15 protein-coding genes and 1 pseudogene are annotated in these 15325 nt (G+C 70.7%); 1 reads left to right on the forward strand and 15 read right to left on the reverse strand.

Translation table 11 applies throughout. The features are described from left to right. Window positions 1–89: 89 nt before the first annotated feature. From tatC to arc, 15 genes and pseudogenes are all read right to left on the reverse strand, one after another. On the reverse strand, window positions 90–995 hold the full coding sequence (tatC, locus tag ACWEQL_RS05520) for a twin-arginine translocase subunit TatC (protein ID WP_452148909.1): 906 nt from the start codon (window positions 993–995) through the stop codon (window positions 90–92). Between the two features lie 165 nt (window positions 996–1160). Beyond that, a complete protein-coding gene (gene tatA / locus ACWEQL_RS05525; protein WP_452148856.1) occupies window positions 1161–1463 on the reverse strand; it encodes a Sec-independent protein translocase subunit TatA in 303 nt (100 codons plus the stop codon). A 247-nt stretch (window positions 1464–1710) separates the two neighbouring features. Next, window positions 1711–1887, reverse strand: coding sequence for a hypothetical protein (locus ACWEQL_RS05530; RefSeq protein ID WP_452148857.1), 177 nt, complete (start codon window positions 1885–1887; stop codon window positions 1711–1713). A 96-nt stretch (window positions 1888–1983) separates the two neighbouring features. Continuing rightward, on the reverse strand, window positions 1984–2214 hold the full coding sequence (locus tag ACWEQL_RS05535) for a hypothetical protein (RefSeq protein WP_452148858.1): 231 nt from the start codon (window positions 2212–2214) through the stop codon (window positions 1984–1986). A gap of 3 nt (window positions 2215–2217) precedes the next feature. Next, window positions 2218–3174, reverse strand: a complete 957-nt coding sequence (locus ACWEQL_RS05540; protein WP_452148859.1) for a helix-turn-helix transcriptional regulator — start codon at window positions 3172–3174, stop codon at window positions 2218–2220. Between the two features lie 125 nt (window positions 3175–3299). Further along, window positions 3300–4250: pseudogene (locus ACWEQL_RS05545) on the reverse strand (helix-turn-helix transcriptional regulator); the annotation flags it as partial. A gap of 167 nt (window positions 4251–4417) precedes the next feature. Then, entirely contained in the window at window positions 4418–4792 is a 375-nt protein-coding gene (locus tag ACWEQL_RS05550; RefSeq protein ID WP_452148860.1) for an FKBP-type peptidyl-prolyl cis-trans isomerase, read from the reverse strand. A 95-nt stretch (window positions 4793–4887) separates the two neighbouring features. Further along, window positions 4888–6207, reverse strand: a complete 1320-nt coding sequence (locus ACWEQL_RS05555; protein ID WP_452148861.1) for an FKBP-type peptidyl-prolyl cis-trans isomerase — start codon at window positions 6205–6207, stop codon at window positions 4888–4890. Window positions 6208–6450: 243 nt separating this feature from the next. Further along, window positions 6451–7434, reverse strand: coding sequence for an FKBP-type peptidyl-prolyl cis-trans isomerase (locus ACWEQL_RS05560; RefSeq protein ID WP_452148862.1), 984 nt, complete (start codon window positions 7432–7434; stop codon window positions 6451–6453). A 141-nt stretch (window positions 7435–7575) separates the two neighbouring features. Then, window positions 7576–8937 carry a Pup--protein ligase gene (pafA, locus tag ACWEQL_RS05565; RefSeq protein WP_452148863.1) on the reverse strand — a complete coding sequence of 454 codons (1362 nt, stop codon included), beginning with the start codon at window positions 8935–8937 and terminating at the stop codon, window positions 7576–7578. A 155-nt stretch (window positions 8938–9092) separates the two neighbouring features. Then, complete coding sequence (gene prcA, locus ACWEQL_RS05570) at window positions 9093–9851, reverse strand: proteasome subunit alpha (protein ID WP_452148864.1); 759 nt, start codon at window positions 9849–9851, stop codon at window positions 9093–9095. A 33-nt stretch (window positions 9852–9884) separates the two neighbouring features. Continuing rightward, window positions 9885–10727 carry a proteasome subunit beta gene (gene prcB / locus ACWEQL_RS05575; RefSeq protein ID WP_452148865.1) on the reverse strand — a complete coding sequence of 281 codons (843 nt, stop codon included), beginning with the start codon at window positions 10725–10727 and terminating at the stop codon, window positions 9885–9887. Between the two features lie 132 nt (window positions 10728–10859). Then, a complete protein-coding gene (locus tag ACWEQL_RS05580) occupies window positions 10860–11078 on the reverse strand; it encodes a ubiquitin-like protein Pup (protein WP_148647695.1) in 219 nt (72 codons plus the stop codon). A gap of 172 nt (window positions 11079–11250) precedes the next feature. Next, window positions 11251–12762 (reverse strand): depupylase/deamidase Dop, encoded by a 1512-nt coding sequence (gene dop, locus ACWEQL_RS05585; protein ID WP_452148866.1) that lies wholly within the window; start codon window positions 12760–12762, stop codon window positions 11251–11253. Window positions 12763–12967: 205 nt separating this feature from the next. Next, a complete protein-coding gene (arc, locus tag ACWEQL_RS05590; protein ID WP_452148867.1) occupies window positions 12968–14734 on the reverse strand; it encodes a proteasome ATPase in 1767 nt (588 codons plus the stop codon). Between the two features lie 284 nt (window positions 14735–15018). Here arc and ACWEQL_RS05595 point away from each other — a divergent pair, with 284 nt between their 5' ends. Next, window positions 15019–15321, forward strand: coding sequence for a ferredoxin (locus ACWEQL_RS05595; protein ID WP_452148868.1), 303 nt, complete (start codon window positions 15019–15021; stop codon window positions 15319–15321). Window positions 15322–15325: the final 4 nt, after the last annotated feature.

Consider the following 15325-nt stretch of genomic DNA (forward strand, 5'->3'; position numbering starts at 1 on the left):
GACCCCGGGTACGCGAAGAGCCCCGGCCCGCCGGGTACGGCGGCACCGGGGCTCCCCGACGCACGGATCGGACGATCCGGCGGGACGGATCAGGTGATGTCGTCCATCCGCTCCTGCTGGCGCGCGGCCGGCACGTGCCCGCTCGCGGACGGCGCGGCGGACGCCTCGATGGACTCGACCCCGGCCACCGGCTGCACCGAGAGGTCCACCTCCGAGGCCTCCTCGTCGCTCAGTGCGAGCTCGGGGTTGCGGCGTGCCCTGCGCTTGTCGTTGAAGATCGCGACGCCCACCGCGACGAAGTACAGCGCCCAGATCGGCGCCGCCAGCACCAGCATGCTCAGCGGATCGGCGCTGGGCGTGGCGAAGGCGGCGAAGACCGTGATGCCCATGACCATGCCGCGCCACCAGCCGAGCAGGCGCTTGCCGGAGACCATGCCGACCATGTTCAGCATCACCAGCAGCAGCGGGAACTCGAAGGCGAAGCCGAACACCAGCACCAGGCGGGTGGCGATGTCGAAGTAGTCCTCGGGCGGCAGGATCGGTGTGGTACCCGACGGCGTGAACGCGATCAGCACCTCGACGGTCATCGGCAGCAGCAGGATCGCCAGCGTGACGCCCGCGAGGAACAGCGGCGCCCCGCAGATCATGAAGATGACCGTGTACTTGCGCTCGTGCTTGTGCAGACCGGGCGCGACGAAGGCCCACAGCTGGTACAGCCAGACCGGCACGGTGGCGACCACGCCGGCCGTCAGGGCGACCTTGAGCATCCAGGTGAAGCCCGCGGTCAGACCGATGTTCGAGACCAGCGCGCAGCGGCCCTCGTGCGTCGTGTTGATCTGCGCGATCAGGTCCGGCGTGCAGTGCGGCAGCGGCTGCAGCAGGAACTTCTCGATGTCCTTGTGGAAGACCAGCGCCACGATCGTGAACACCACGACCGCCAGGACCGACTTGACCACGCGGTTGCGCAGTTCCCGCAGATGGTCCGCGAGGGCCATCCGCCCCTCAGGATCCTTGGGCGCCTTCTTCGGCGCCTTGGAGAGCTTGCTCAACCCCGGTCCTCAACTCGTGCGTCGAGACCCGCCGGGTCGGCGGGCCTCCGGATGGATTGGATGGCCGTACGGACGGTCGCGCGGTCAGGTCCCGACCGTCCCGGTCGCCGGCTAGCGCGGTGCGGCCGCGTCCTGTGCGCCGGCCTCCTGCCCGGACACCGGGCGGGCGGTCGCGGACGCCCCCGGCGCGGACTGGATGGTCTTCGCCTGCGCCGCCTCGGCGGCGGGCGCGGGCTCCGGCTCGCCGGCGGGGCCGCCCGCGGCCGCGCCGTCCGCCTTCATGGCCTTGGTCTCGCTCTTCAGGATGCGCATCGACTGGCCGAGCGAACGCGCCAGATCGGGCAGCCGCTTGGCGCCGAAGAGCAGAATGGCAAGAACCACGATCACCAGGATCGCGGTCGGCGAGATCCGCATGCCCGACCACCTTCACACTCATGGCGGCACCGGCAGGGCCGCCCGCTTGCGGGGATGGTAGCCGCTGCGGGTGAAGCGCTGACGAAGGCCGCCCGAACAGGACAGCGACCCCCACGCTGTCCCGGGGGTCACCTGAGAGCGTAACCCGCCCTCACGTCCGCGCAGCAGCCCCCGTCCGGCGGGAGTCCGGCCCCCGGGCGTCCGGTGGGTGTCCCGGGTCCGGGTCCGGCGGGTGTCCGGGTCGCGGTCAGCGTCCGGGTACGGCCGCCGCGAGCTCGCCGGAGGCGTCGGCCAGCGCCCGGGCGGCGGCGTCCACGCCCTTGGCCAGCGCCCGTACGTCCAGCCAGAGCCGGATCGCGAGCACCCCGAGGACCAGCAGGCCGGCGGTGGCGAGCAGGACGGCGGCGACGAGCATCCACGACATACCGCCCACCCTATCCCGGGCCCGGCCGGCCCCGGCGCTCCCCCGGGGCCGGGCACCCGGCCTCCCGACCCCCTGGTCCCCCGGCCTACCGGACCGTCAGCCCTCGACCGGGACGAGCCGCATGGTCCGCACCCCGGCCCCGGTCAGCGCCGCGACGATCTTCTCCCCGGCCGGCTTGCGCACCGGCGCGTCACAGAGCGGGCAGCTGAAGCTGTAGTGCGCCTGCGCGGGCGTGCGACCCAGGGTGAGCCGGAACTCCTCGGCGGGCAGCTCCACCTTCTCCCGGCACTCGGAGCAGTAGACCTTGAATCTGGTACCCGCCTCCACGCCTCAGGCCCGCCCCTCCTGATAGCCGGCCAGCGCCTGGAGAGCGGCGGCCCGGGCCTGCTCCGCCAGCTCCGGCGGCGAGACGATCCGCCCGTCCCGGCCCAGCCGCAGCGCCAGCGGGCGCAGCTGGGAGGGGTCGGCGCTGCGCAGGGTGATCCGCAGTCCGCCGTCGGGCAGCTCCTCGGCGTGGTCGTGGGTGTAGTACTCGGCCACCCAGCGGCCGCCCGAGGAGACCTCGACGACCACCTCGGGGTCGTCGGCGGAGGGGTTGACCAGGCCGCCGGAGAGGTCGCGGGGCTCGCGCTTCGGGGGGTCCGAGGGGGTGTCCAGCACCTTGATCTCGGCGACCCGGTCGAGCCGGAACATCCGGTGGTCCTCGGAGGTCCGGCACCAGGCCTCCAGGTAGGTGTGGCCCTCGGTGAGCAGCCGGATCGGGTCGACCTCGCGCTCGGTCATCCCGCCGCGCCCGTGCGAGTAGTAGCGCAGCCAGAGCCGGCGGCCCTCGCTGAGCGCGCGGTCGATGTCGGCGAAGACGTGGCTCTCCGCCTCGAAGGTGACCCCGACCCGGGCGCTGCCCTCGGCGCTGTCCCCGGCGGCGTTCTCGATCTTGGCGACGGCCCGGGTGAGCGCCTCCCGGTCACCGGCCCGCAGGCCGGGCAGGCCGGCCACCGCGCGGGCGGCCACCAGCAGCGCGGTCGCCTCGTCGGCGGCCAGGCGCAGCGGCTGGGCCACGTCGTCGACGTTGTGCCACCAGATCCGCTCGCCGTCGGTGTCGATGTCCAGCAGGTCGCCGCCGCGGAAGCTGGTGCCGCACATCGGCAGCACGTTGAGGTCGGCGATCAGCTCGCGCTCGCTGATGCCGAAGGCGCGGGCCACCTCGGCGACCTCCGCGCCGGGGCGCTCGCGCAGGTAGGTGACCAGCGAGAGCATCCGGCGGGTCTGGTCGATGGCGTTGCTCATGCCTGCGCTCCTTCGGCGACGGTCGAGGCGGTGGTCCCGGAGGCGGATCCGGCGGCGGTCCCGGCAGAGGCGGCAGTCCCGGCGGGGGCCTCGCTCCGGGCGGCGATGATCTCCACCCCGAGCCCGGCGACCGCCCGCAGCCGGTCGACGACGTCCGCGCGCAGCTCCTCGGGCCCGAGCACCACCACGTCCGGGCCGAACTCGGCGAGGTCGGCGCCCAGCCCGTTGCCGTACGGGATCTCCAGCTCGTCCCAGCCCTCGTCCACCCGGCGGGTCTCCAGTGCCTTGGTGCGCAGCGGGAACCCGGCGCCCCGGCGGACCCGGACGGTCGCGGTGGCGGTGGCGCCCTCGCCGGCGAACTTGGCGACGGTGGCGCGGACGTCCACGTGCTCCGGCACCGGGGCGAGGAAGGCCCCGGAGCGGGCCCGCACCTTGGCGGTGATCCGGCTCAGCCGGAAGACCCGGGCGGCCCCCCGGTCGCGGTCCCAGCCGGCCAGGTACCAGTGGCCGCGCCAGCACTCCAGCGCCCACGGCTCGACCGAGCGCTGCTCGACGGCGGCGGCCCCGGCCTTGCGGTACTCGAAGGTGACCGGACGGCGGTCGCGGGCGGCGGTGAGCAGCGGCTCGAAGGCGGCCTCGCGGGCGGGGATCCGCGGCTCCAGGGCGCTGCGGCCCTCGGCCTCGGTGAACGGCACGCCGGCCGCGCGCAGCTTCTGCAGGGCGCCGCTGGCCGCGCCGGACATCTTGGCCTGCTGCCAGACCCGCGCCGCCAGGGTGAGCGCGGCGGCCTCCTCGGCGTCCAGGGCGATCTCGGGCAGCCGGTTGCGGTCCGGGCGGGCGAGGTAGCCGAGCTCGCCGTCCAGCGCGTTCTCGTCGACGTCGATCACCAGACCGAGCTCGCGCAGGTCGTCCTTGTCCCGCTCGAACATCCGGTTGAAGGCGTCCTCGCTGCTGTTCTGCCAGGCCTCGCGGTACGCCTCGATGGATTCCCGCAGCTCCTTCTTGGAGAGCGGACGTCTGGTGTTCATCAGGCACAGGGCGAGATTCATCAGCCGCTCTGCCTTGGCGATCGCCATCGCTGACCCTTCCGGTGTGCCGCGCCGTGCGCGGGGTTCGCCCGCCGGGCAGTCATGGACCCGGCGGGACCGACCGTACCGGTAGCGGTACGCAGTGCAAAAGCCGACTCCGGAAACGGCCGGAGGGCCGCACCCCGCGCCCGGGGTACGGCCCTCCGACCAGGTTGTCAGACCGCGATCAGGTCGACCACGAAGATCAGCGTCGAGCCGGCCGGGATGGCCGGGGTCGGCGACTGGTTGCCGTACGCCAGGTTCGCCGGGATGGTCAGCTCACGACGGCCGCCGACCTTCATGCCGACGACGCCCTGGTCCCAGCCCTTGATGACGCGGCCGGCGCCCAGCGGGAACTTGAACGTGGAGCCGCGGTTCCAGCTGGCGTCGAACTCCTCGCCGGTCGAGAAGGTCACGCCGACGTAGTGGACCTCGACGACCTGGCCCGGGCGGGCCTCCTCGCCGGTGCCGACCTCGATGTCGCGGATCTTCAGCTCGGCCGGCGGCTCGCCGATCGGGAAGTCGATCTCCGGCTTGGTCTTGTTGCTCACAACTGCCTCTTCTCGGGTTCGTTGACTGCACTCCGGGCGCGGCCACGCGGCCGCGCCCGGAGGTCATACGCACACCATTGTCACCCGGAAGTGGATCAGCCGACGCCCGCGTCCAGGATGTCGACCACGAACACCAGGGTGGAGTTCGGCGGGATGTCGCCCTGGCCCTGGTCCTTGTAGCCCAGGGAGGCGGGGATCACCAGCTCGACCCGGCTGCCCACGGTCTGGCCCTCCAGACCCTGGTCCCAGCCCTGGATGACCTGGCCGCCGCCGACCGGGAAGGAGAAGGCCTGGCCCTTGCTCAGCGAGGAGTCGAAGACCTTGCCGTCCTTCCACAGCGCGCCGGTGTACTGGACGACGACCTTGTCGCCCTTCTCGACCTTCCGGCCCTCGCCCTTGATCAGGACGTGGCTCTTCAGCTCGGTCGGCTCCGGCGCGCCGGCGACCGGGGTGATCTCGGAGGGCTTCTTGCCGTTGTCCTTCACCGCCGGGAAGCCCGCGGGCGGCGGGGTCACGGTGCCGCCCACCACCGCGTCGGGCGCGCTGGTGTTGCGGATGTCGATCACGAAGATCAGGCTGTCCTTGCCCCCGATCGACATGTTCGGGTTGCCCTTCTCGCCGAACGCGGCGGCCGGCGGGGCCACCACCAGCAGACGGCTGCCGGCCTTCTTGCCGATCACCGCCTGGTCCAGCGCCGGGATCAGGCTGTCCATGCCGGCCTGGAAGACCTGCGGACGGCCCTTCTCGTCGTACGAGCTGGGGATGTCCTTGCCGCTCGTCCAGTCCTTGGCGGTGTAGTCCACCGAGGTCCAGGCGTTCTTCTCGACCTTCGCGCCCTTGCCCTCGGAGAGCACCTTGACGACGAAGGAGCCGTCGGCGGCCTCGGCGGGCAGCTCGATGGCGGCCTTCTTGCCGAACTCGCCGGTGATCGTCGGCAGCACCTTGGCGGTGTCCTTGATCGGCGGCACCGGCTCGGCGGTCGGCGTCGGGACGGCCGGGGCGGTCGGCGCCGCGTCGGCCTTGGCGGCGGTGTCCTTCTTGGACCCGCCGTCCTTGTTGACCACGTAGAGCGTGACGGCGCTGCCGACCAGCAGCACGGCCAGCACGGTGCCCAGGACCACGCCGAGCCGCCCGACACCGGGCGGGTTCTCGTCGTAACCGGCCTCGGAGGTGTCCTGGCGGCGCACGTTCGAGGCGAAGATCTGCGGGGCGTCGTCGGTCTTGGTCCCGCCGGCCGGCCGCGGCTCCGAGCCGGGCGTCGCCCAGCCGGCCTGCTGCTTCAGGATCGACGGCGGAACGACGATCGACTCGCCGTCGCCCGGGAGCGGGCCACCGGGCCGCGGGGCGGCCGGGTCGCCGGTGGAGCTCCCGTTAGCGGTGCCGGACCCACCCGGGCTCGACGCTTTCTCAGACATGACTCCCCATCCATCTCGCCACGAGGTCTTCGAGGTCTACGGCCGGCGAGGTGATCGCCGAGGTGCTGTCGCACTGCCGCCCGAACCCGGACGCCGGCGGAGCCTTCCGCAGTGCGAGGGCAGTATGCCAGGTCAGGATGAGGGCGGGCGCTGATGTGCGAGCGCCCGCCCAAGCGTACGAGGTTACGCCAACCCTGTCCCGGACTGCCGCCGAGACCGACCTCACGATCCGGGACGCCCCGGCTACACGGCCTCCAGGATGTCCACCACGAAGACCAGCGTGGAGTTGGCCGGCACGGCCCCCTGCGCCTGGTCCTTGTAGCCGAGGGACGGCGGCACCACCAGCTCCACCCTGCTGCCCACGGTCTGCCCGACCAGGCCCTTGTCCCAGCCCTCGATCACGCTGCCGGTGCCGATCTGCAGCGCCTGAGCGCCGCCGTGCGACCAGGAGGAGTCGAACTGCTTGCCGTCGCTCCACAGCACCCCGGTGTACTGCACCAGCAGGGTCTGGCCGGCCTTCACCTGCTTGCCCTCGCCCTTGATCAGCACCGCCTGCTGCAGCTCGGTGGGCGGTGCCTGCCCGGGCGGGATGGTGATGGTGACGGCGGCCTTGCCGTTGTCCTTCACCTGCGGCATGGTCGCCGGCGGCTGGGTCATGGTGCCGGAGAGCGTGGAGTCCGGCGGCAGGCTCTCCATGATGTCCAGGACGAACACCACGGTGTCCCCGCCGCCCACGCCCAGCTGTTCGTTGCCCTGCTCGCCGAAGGCGGCCGCGGGCGGGGCCACCACCAGCAGCCGGCTGCCGACCTTCTTGCCGATCACGCTCTGGTCGAAGGCCGCCACCAGCTGCCCGCTGCCGGCCTGGTAGAGCTGCGGCTTGCCGCCCGGGTCGTACGAGCTGGGCAGCTCCTTGCCGGTCGTCCAGTCCTTGGCCGTGTAGTTCACCGTCACCCAGTCGCCCTTGTTGACCGTCGAGCGGTCGCCCTCACTCACCGTGTTCACCACGAACTGGCCGCTGGGCTGGCCGGCTGGGATGGTGATGGTGGCCTTGGTCCCGAAGCTCCCCGTCACGGTCGGCATCGGTTCGGCCTCGGCGACCGGGGAGGGCACGGTCGGCGCGACGCTGGGCGCCGTGGTCTGGCTCGACGCGGCGGGCTTGGCCGTGCTGCTGCAGGCGACCGCCAGCAGCAGGGGCAGGACGAACAGCAGACCGGCGGTACGGCGCACGGCGTTCCTCACTGTCGGTGGACGTCGAAATGTCCGACTCGACCGACAGCGTATGCCCGGACCTGCCCGGACCCCGGTAGAACCACCGGGGCCCGGGCAGGTCGGGATCACGGACGGCGGGGCGCGCCTCCCCGCGACGGCTCACATCCCCGCGATGAGCTTCTCCACCCGCTCGTCCACCGAACGGAACGGGTCCTTGCAGAGCACCGTCCGCTGCGCCTGGTCGTTGAGCTTCAGGTGCACCCAGTCCACCGTGAAGTCGCGGCGCTGCTCCTGCGCCCGGCGGATGAAGTCGCCGCGCAGCCGGGCCCGGGTGGTCTGCGGCGGCACCGACTTGGCCTCGAAGGTCTTGAGGTCGGTGGTCACCCGCAGTGCCTGGCCCTTGCCCTGGAGCAGGTAGAACAGCCCCCGGCGGCGGTGGATGTCGTGGTAGGCGAGGTCGATCTGGGCCACCCGCGGGTTGGACATGCTCATCTGGTGCTTGGCCCGGTAGCGCTCGATGAGGTTGTACTTCATGATCCAGTCGATCTCGGTGGAGACCGTGTCCAGGTTCTCCGTCCGGACGGCCTCCAGGGTGCGGCCCCACAGGTCGAGCACCCGGGCGATCGTCCCGGTGTTGATGCCCTTGCGGTCGGCGAACTCCAGGGCCTTGGTGAAGTACTCCTCCTGGATGTCCAGCGCGCTGGCCTCCCGCCCGTTGGCGAGGCGCACCTGGTGGGTGCCGGTGAGGTCGTGGCTGACCTCGCGGATCGCCCGGATCGGGTTCTCCAGGGTGAGGTCGCGCATCACCACGCCGGCCTCGATCAGCCGCAGCACCAGGTCGGTGGAGCCCACCTTGAGCAGGGTGGTGGTCTCCGACATGTTGGAGTCGCCGACGATCACGTGCAGCCGGCGGTAGCGCTCGGCGTCGGCGTGCGGCTCGTCCCGGGTGTTGATGATCGGGCGGGAGCGGGTGGTGGCGGAGCTCACGCCCTCCCAGATGTGCTCGGCGCGCTGGCTGACGCAGTACACCGCGCCGCGCGGGGTCTGCAGCACCTTGCCGGCACCGCAGATCAGCTGGCGGGTGACCAGGAAGGGGATCAGCACGTCGGCCAGCCGGGAGAACTCGCCGTGCCGGGCCACCAGGTAGTTCTCGTGGCAGCCGTAGGAGTTTCCGGCCGAGTCGGTGTTGTTCTTGAAGAGGTAGACGTCGCCGGCGATGCCCTCCTCGTGCAGCCGCCGCTCGGCGTCGACCAGCAGGCCCTCCAGGATGCGCTCGCCCGCCTTGTCGTGCGTCACCAGCTCGACGACGTCGTCGCACTCGGGGGTGGCGTACTCGGGGTGGGAGCCCACGTCCAGGTAGAGGCGGGCGCCGTTGCGCAGGAAGACGTTGCTGCTGCGGCCCCAGGAGACGACGCGGCGGAAGAGGTACCGGGCCACCTCGTCGGGCGACAACCGCCGCTGGCCGCGGAAGGTGCAGGTGACGCCGTACTCGTTCTCCAGCCCGAAAATTCGGCGGTCCATGAGGCCTCCCGTATCCCTGATCCCTGATCGGAATATTCCTGGTCGGAGTTGTCCGAAACCGCCTCCGCGAGGCCTTGACCGGTGATCAGGGCCCCGCAGGGGCACAGGAGTCCCGCTCGGCGGACGGACCGCCGGGACGGGACTCCCCGTACTGCCTAGTCGGCCGGCGGGGTGGCCGCCGGCTTCTCGTCGTCGTCCGTCTCGGCGGACTGGTCGCCGTCGAGCAGCCGGCTGAGCTGGCCGCCCACGACGCGCTTGAACTTGCGCTGCTGGAAGCGCTGGCGGTCCAGCACCGCGACCTCCAGCTGCTCCGGGGTCAGGGCGCGGGGGCTGCCGCCGTTGGGGTCCCTGGCCAGGGAGTCCACGGCGAGCTTGAGCGCCTCGGTCAGCGACAGGCCGGAGCGGTGGCGCTGGCCCAGGTAGTTGCCGATGGAGTCGGCGTTGCCGCCGACCACCACGTAGTTCTTCTCGTCGACGACGGAGCCGTCCGGCGTGAGCCGGTAGATCTGGTCGTCGTCGTCGGTGCGGCCGACCTCGGCCACGATCAGCTCCACCTCGTACGGCTTCTCGCCGACCGAGGAGAAGATGGTGCCCAGCGTCTGGGCGTAGACGTTGGCCAGGCCGCGGGCGGTGACGTCGGCCCGGTCGTACGAGTATCCGCGCAGGTCGGCGTAGCGCACGCCGCCGATCCGCAGGTTCTCGAACTCGTTGTAGCGGCCGACCGCCGCGAACGCGATCTTGTCGTAGATCTCCGAGACCTTGTGCAGGGCCCGGGAGGTGTTCTCGGCCACGAAGACGATGCCGTCGGCGTAGGTGAGCACGACCACGCTGCGACCGCGCGCGATGCCCTTGCGGGCGTACTCCGCGCGGTCCGCCATGGCCTGCTGGGGCGAGACGTAGAACGGTGTCGACACCGGCGGTCGTCCCTTCCTTCGGTGGGTGACGGCTCAGAGCAGCGGGGCCTGGGGGCCGTTGGGGTGGGTCAGCCGCTGGTCGGTGATGGAGACCGCGATGTCCGCGACCTCCTGCTCGGTGAGCCGGCGGAAGCCGTCCTCGGTGATCAGCGACACGATGGGGAAGATCTTGCGCGCGAGGTCCGGGCCGCCGGTGGCGGAGTCGTCGTCGGCCGCGTCGTAGAGCGCCTGGACGACCAGGGTGGCGGCCTGCTGGCCGGTCAGGTCCTCGCGGTAGAGCTTCTTGAGCGAGCCCCGGGCGAACAGCGAGCCGGAGCCGGTGGCGGCGAAACCACGCTCCTCGGAGCGGCCGCCGGTGACGTCGTAGGTGAAGATCCGGCCGCGGCCCCGGTCGAGGTCGTAGCCGGCGAACAGCGGGACGACGGCGAGGCCCTGCATCGCCATGCCCAGGTTCCCCCGGATCATGGTGGTCAGGCGGTTGGCCTTGCCCTCCAGCGAGAGCACGGTGCCCTCGATCTTCTCGTAGTGCTCCAGCTCCAGCTGGAACAGCCGGACCATCTCGACCGCGAGGCCCGCGGTGCCGGCGATGCCGACCGCGCTGTACTCGTCGGCCGGGAAGACCTTCTCGATGTCGCGCTGGGCGATCACGTTGCCCATGGTGGCCCGGCGGTCACCGGCGAGGACCACACCGCCGTCGAAGACCGCCGAGACGATCGTCGTACCGTGCGGGGCCTCAATCACCGCCCCCTCCGGCAGGCTGCGCCGGCCCGGGATCAGCTCCGGCTGGTGCTCCGCCAGGAAGTCGAGGAACGACGAGGACCCGGGGGTCAGGAAGGCGGCCGGTAGACGCCCGGTGCCGCGAGTGTTGGCTTCCACACGATTCCTTCCAGGTAGCTTGAACGCGCTGCCCGCACCCTACCGGGGCAGGCGGACGGAAGCTGCCGCCCGCCTGCCGACGGTTGGTCGCTATCGCTGATTCCGCGAATGTCTGGTCGTTCTCCGCGGTGGTTACTGGCCACCCTTTTGCACGAACTGCCGCACGAAATCCTCGGCGTTCGACTCCAGGACCTCGTCGATTTCGTCGAGAACCGCGTCGACGTCGTCGCTCAGCTTTTCCTGACGCTCCTTGAGCTCCTCGGAATTCTGTGCTTCCGCGGCCTGCTCCTCGACCTCCTCGGAGGAGCGGTTCGCCCGCTGCTGGCCGCCGCCGGTGTCCTTGCTCGCCATTTCCCTCACCCCGCTCGATTCGTCTGGCACGGCTTGGTCAGTGCTGCTGCACCGACCCTATACACAAGGTGCGACAATCGCTCCCGGTTTGCGTCGGCGCTTCCTGTCCAACACCCGCTGTCACCCCGGATGATTCCCATTCGCCGGGCGTTCACCCGTGGTGATCGAAAAGTTACCCGCCGGCCAGCACGCGCAGCAGGTCCTCGGCGGTGCGACAGCGGTCCAGGAGTTCCTTGACGTGGTTGCGCGTCCCGCGCAGCGGCTCCAGGGTGGGCACCCGCTGCAGCGAGTCCCGGCCGGGCAGGTCGAAGATCACCGAGTCCCAGGAGGCCGCGGCGACGTGGTCGGCGTACTGTTCCAGGCAGCGGCCGCGGAAGTACGCCCGGGTGTCCTCCGGGGGCTTGGAGACGGCCCGCTCGACCTCCTCCTCGGTCAGCAGCCGCTCGAACCGTCCACGGGCCACCAGGCGGTTGTAGAGGCCCTTCTCGGCCCGTACGTCGCTGTACTGGAGGTCGACCAGCTGGAGCCGGGGGTTGTCCCACTCCAGGGCGTCCCGGCTGCGGTAGCCCTCCAGGATCTCCCGCTTGGCGATCCAGTCCAGCTGGCGGGAGAGCGACATCGGGTCGCGCTCCAGCCGGCCCAGCACGTCCTCCCAGCGGGCCAGCACGTCCACGGTCTGCTCGTCCGCGTCGGTGCCGAAGCGGTCCTCGACGTACTTGCGGGCCAGTTCGAAGTACTCCAGCTGGAGCTGGACGGCGGTGAGCCTGCGCCCGTTGCGCAAGGTGATCAGGTGCTTGAGCGAGGGGTCGTGGGAGACCCGGTGCAGGGTGCGCACCGGCTGGTCCACGGCGAGGTCGGAGGCGATGAAGGAGTCCTCGATCATCGCCAGCACCAGCGAGGTGGTGCCCAGCTTGAGGTAGGTGGAGATCTCGGAGAGGTTGGCGTCCCCGATGATCACGTGCAGCCGGCGGTACTTCTCGGCGTCGGCGTGCGGTTCGTCCCGGGTGTTGATGATCGGACGCTTGAGGGTGGTCTCCAGGCCGACCTCGACCTCGAAGAAGTCGGCGCGCTGGCTGATCTGGAAGCCGTGCCCGGAGCCGTCCTGGTGGAGGCCGACCCGGCCGGCGCCGGTGACCACCTGGCGGGAGACGAAGAACGGCGTGAGGTGGCGGACGATGTCGGCGAACGGGGTCGCCCGCTTCATCAGGTAGTTCTCGTGGGTGCCGTAGGAGGCGCCCTTGTTGTCGGTGTTGTTCTTGTACAGGTGGATGGTCTGGCCGTTGGGCAGCTCCAGTGCGCGCCGGGCCGCGGCGGCCATGATCCGCTCGCCGGCCTTGTCCCAGAGCACGGCGTCGCGCGGGTTGGTGATCTCCGGCGAGCTGTACTCGGGGTGGGCGTGGTCCACGTAGAACCGGGCGCCGTTGGTGAGGATCACATTGGCGAGCCCGATGTCCTCGTCGGTCAGCTGGCTGGCGTCCGCGACCTCGCGCGCGAGGTCGAAGCCCCGGGCGTCGCGCAGCGGATTCTCCTCCTCGAAGTCCCAGCGGGCCCGCCGCGCCCGGTGCATCGCCGCCGCGTACGCGTTGACGATCTGGGACGAGGTGAGCATGGCGTTGGCGTTGGGGTGCCCGGGCACGGAGATCCCGTACTCGGTCTCGATGCCCATCACGCGCCGTACGGTCATGCGGCCCTCCTTGCCCGGTGCGCCGCCCCCCACGGGCGGAGCACTGACGTACCGCTGAACAACACCGCCGCCGGCGGTGTGCCCGCGAACGGTGGGTCGAGCCTAGAACGCCGCACCGACGGCGTGGCCCTGAGACGCGCCGTCCGGCTGCGGGGCCGCGAGGCGCCACAGCCGGACGGGAGTGCGTGCTCCTGCCGTCAGCCGCTCACAGGTACTGGCCCGTGTTGGCGACGGTGTCGATCGAGCGGCCGGACTCGGCGCCCTGCTTGCCGGTGACGAGCGTGCGGATGAACACGATCCGCTCGCCCTTCTTGCCGGAGATGCGGGCCCAGTCGTCCGGGTTGGTGGTGTTGGGCAGGTCCTCGTTCTCCTTGAACTCGTCCACGCAGGCGGCGAGCAGGTGGGAGACGCGCAGGCCGCGCTGACCGTGGTCGAGGAAGTCCTTGATGGCCATCTTCTTCGCGCGGTCGACGATGTTCTGGATCATCGCGCCGGAGTTGAAGTCCTTGAAGTACAGGACCTCCTTGTCACCGTTGGCGTAGGTGACCTCCAGGAAGCGGTTCTCCTCGGTCTCGGAGTACATCCGCTCCACGACCGACTGGATCATCGCCCCCACGGTGGCGGGCACCGAGCCGTCGTGCTCCTTGACGTCGTCCGGGTGGAAGGGCAGGGAGTCCTTGAGGTACTTGGAGAAGATGTCCTTCGCGGCCTCGGCGTCGGGGCGCTCGATCTTGATCTTCACGTCGAGGCGGCCGGGCCGCAGGATCGCCGGGTCGATCATGTCCTCGCGGTTCGAGGCACCGATGACGATGACGTTCTCCAGGCCCTCCACACCGTCGATCTCGGCCAGCAGCTGCGGGACGATGGTGTTCTCCACGTCCGAGCTGACGCCCGAGCCGCGGGTGCGGAAGAGCGACTCCATCTCGTCGAAGAAGACGATGACGGGGGTGCCCTCGCTCGCCTTCTCCCGGGCCCGCTGGAAGACCAGGCGGATCTGCCGCTCGGTCTCGCCCACGTACTTGTTGAGCAGCTCGGGGCCCTTGATGTTGAGGAAGTAGCTCTTGCCCTGGGGGCGGCCGGTGACCTCGGCGACCTTCTTGGCCAGCGAGTTGGCGACCGCCTTGGCGATCAGCGTCTTGCCGCAGCCGGGCGGGCCGTAGAGCAGCACGCCCTTGGGCGGGCGCAGCTCGTACTCCTTGAAGAGGTCGGCGTGCAGGTACGGCAGCTCGACCGCGTCGCGGATCAGTTCGATCTGGTTGGCGAGGCCGCCGATCTGGCGGTAGTCGATGTCCGGGACCTCCTCGAGGACCAGCTCCTCGACCTCGGACTTCGGCACGACCTCGTAGACGTAGCCGGAGCGGGGCTCCAGCAGCAGGGCGTCCCCCGCCCGGATGGTGGCCTCGCGCAGCGGTTCGGCGAGCCGCACCACCCGCTCCTCGTCGGTGTGGCCGATGACCAGGGCGCGCTCGCCGTCCTCCAGGATCTCCTTGAGGGTGACGATGTCGCCGATGCGCTCGAAGGCCATCGCGTCCACGATGTTGAGGGCCTCGTTGAGCATCACCTCCTGGCCGCGGCGCAGCACGTCGAGGTCGACGTTGGGGCTGACGTTCACGCGGAGCTTGCGGCCCCCGGTGAAGATGTCGGCGGTGCCGTCCTCGTTGGCCTCGAGGAAGGTGCCGAATCCGGCCGGGGGCTGTGCCAGCCGGTCCACTTCCTCCTTGAGGGCCACGATCTGGTCGCGGGCCTCGCGCAGGGTGGAGGCGAGCCGTTCGTTCTGGGCGGTCACGCCGGCCAGGTTGGTCTGGAGCTCGACGATCCGCTCTTCGAGGATTCTCGAATTGCGCGGCGAGTCGGCGAGCTTGCGGCGCAGCACGGCGATTTCCTGCTCAAGGTACGAGACCTGAGCGGCCTCGTCGGAACCACGAGCGGGCCTGCCGGTGCTGCGGTTGTAGTCGTCATCGTGGGCTGCCACGGTCCTCACCTCCTCCGGGGAGCTGGACGCTTCCAGACCCTACCTGGGACCAGGGGTCCGTAAACCCCTAGATCAAGAAAGATGGAACGGGCGTGTCCGATCTTCGCCCTCGCGTGCTTCCCCTCTGCTATGGGGATACCCACCATGCACGTCCCAAAGCCGGTCGGGGGTATCGTCGGGCGAGTCGATATCCGATCGCTACCGACACCTGCGGTGCGATCGTTGTACGAATGGCGGGAATGCCCTCGATCGGGGGCGACTCGGGACAGAAACGGCAGGAGACCATGTCGGTGACCGGTGAGGCGGCGGCGCGGGACGCGCTAGAGGTGTGGATCGACCAGGACCTGTGCACCGGTGACGGCATCTGCGTCCAGTACGCGCCCGAGGTCTTCGAGCTCGACATCGACGGTCTCGCCTACGTGAAGGGACCGGACGACGAGCTGCGCCAGCAGCCGGGCGACACCGCGCCGGTGCCGCTGACGCTGCTTCAGGACGTCGCCGACTCCGCCAAGGACTGCCCCGGCGACTGCATCCACGTGCGCCGGGTCGCCGACCGCGTCGAGGTGTACGGGCCGGACGCCGAGTAGGGCG

The organism is Kitasatospora sp. NPDC004240, from assembly GCF_053603215.1.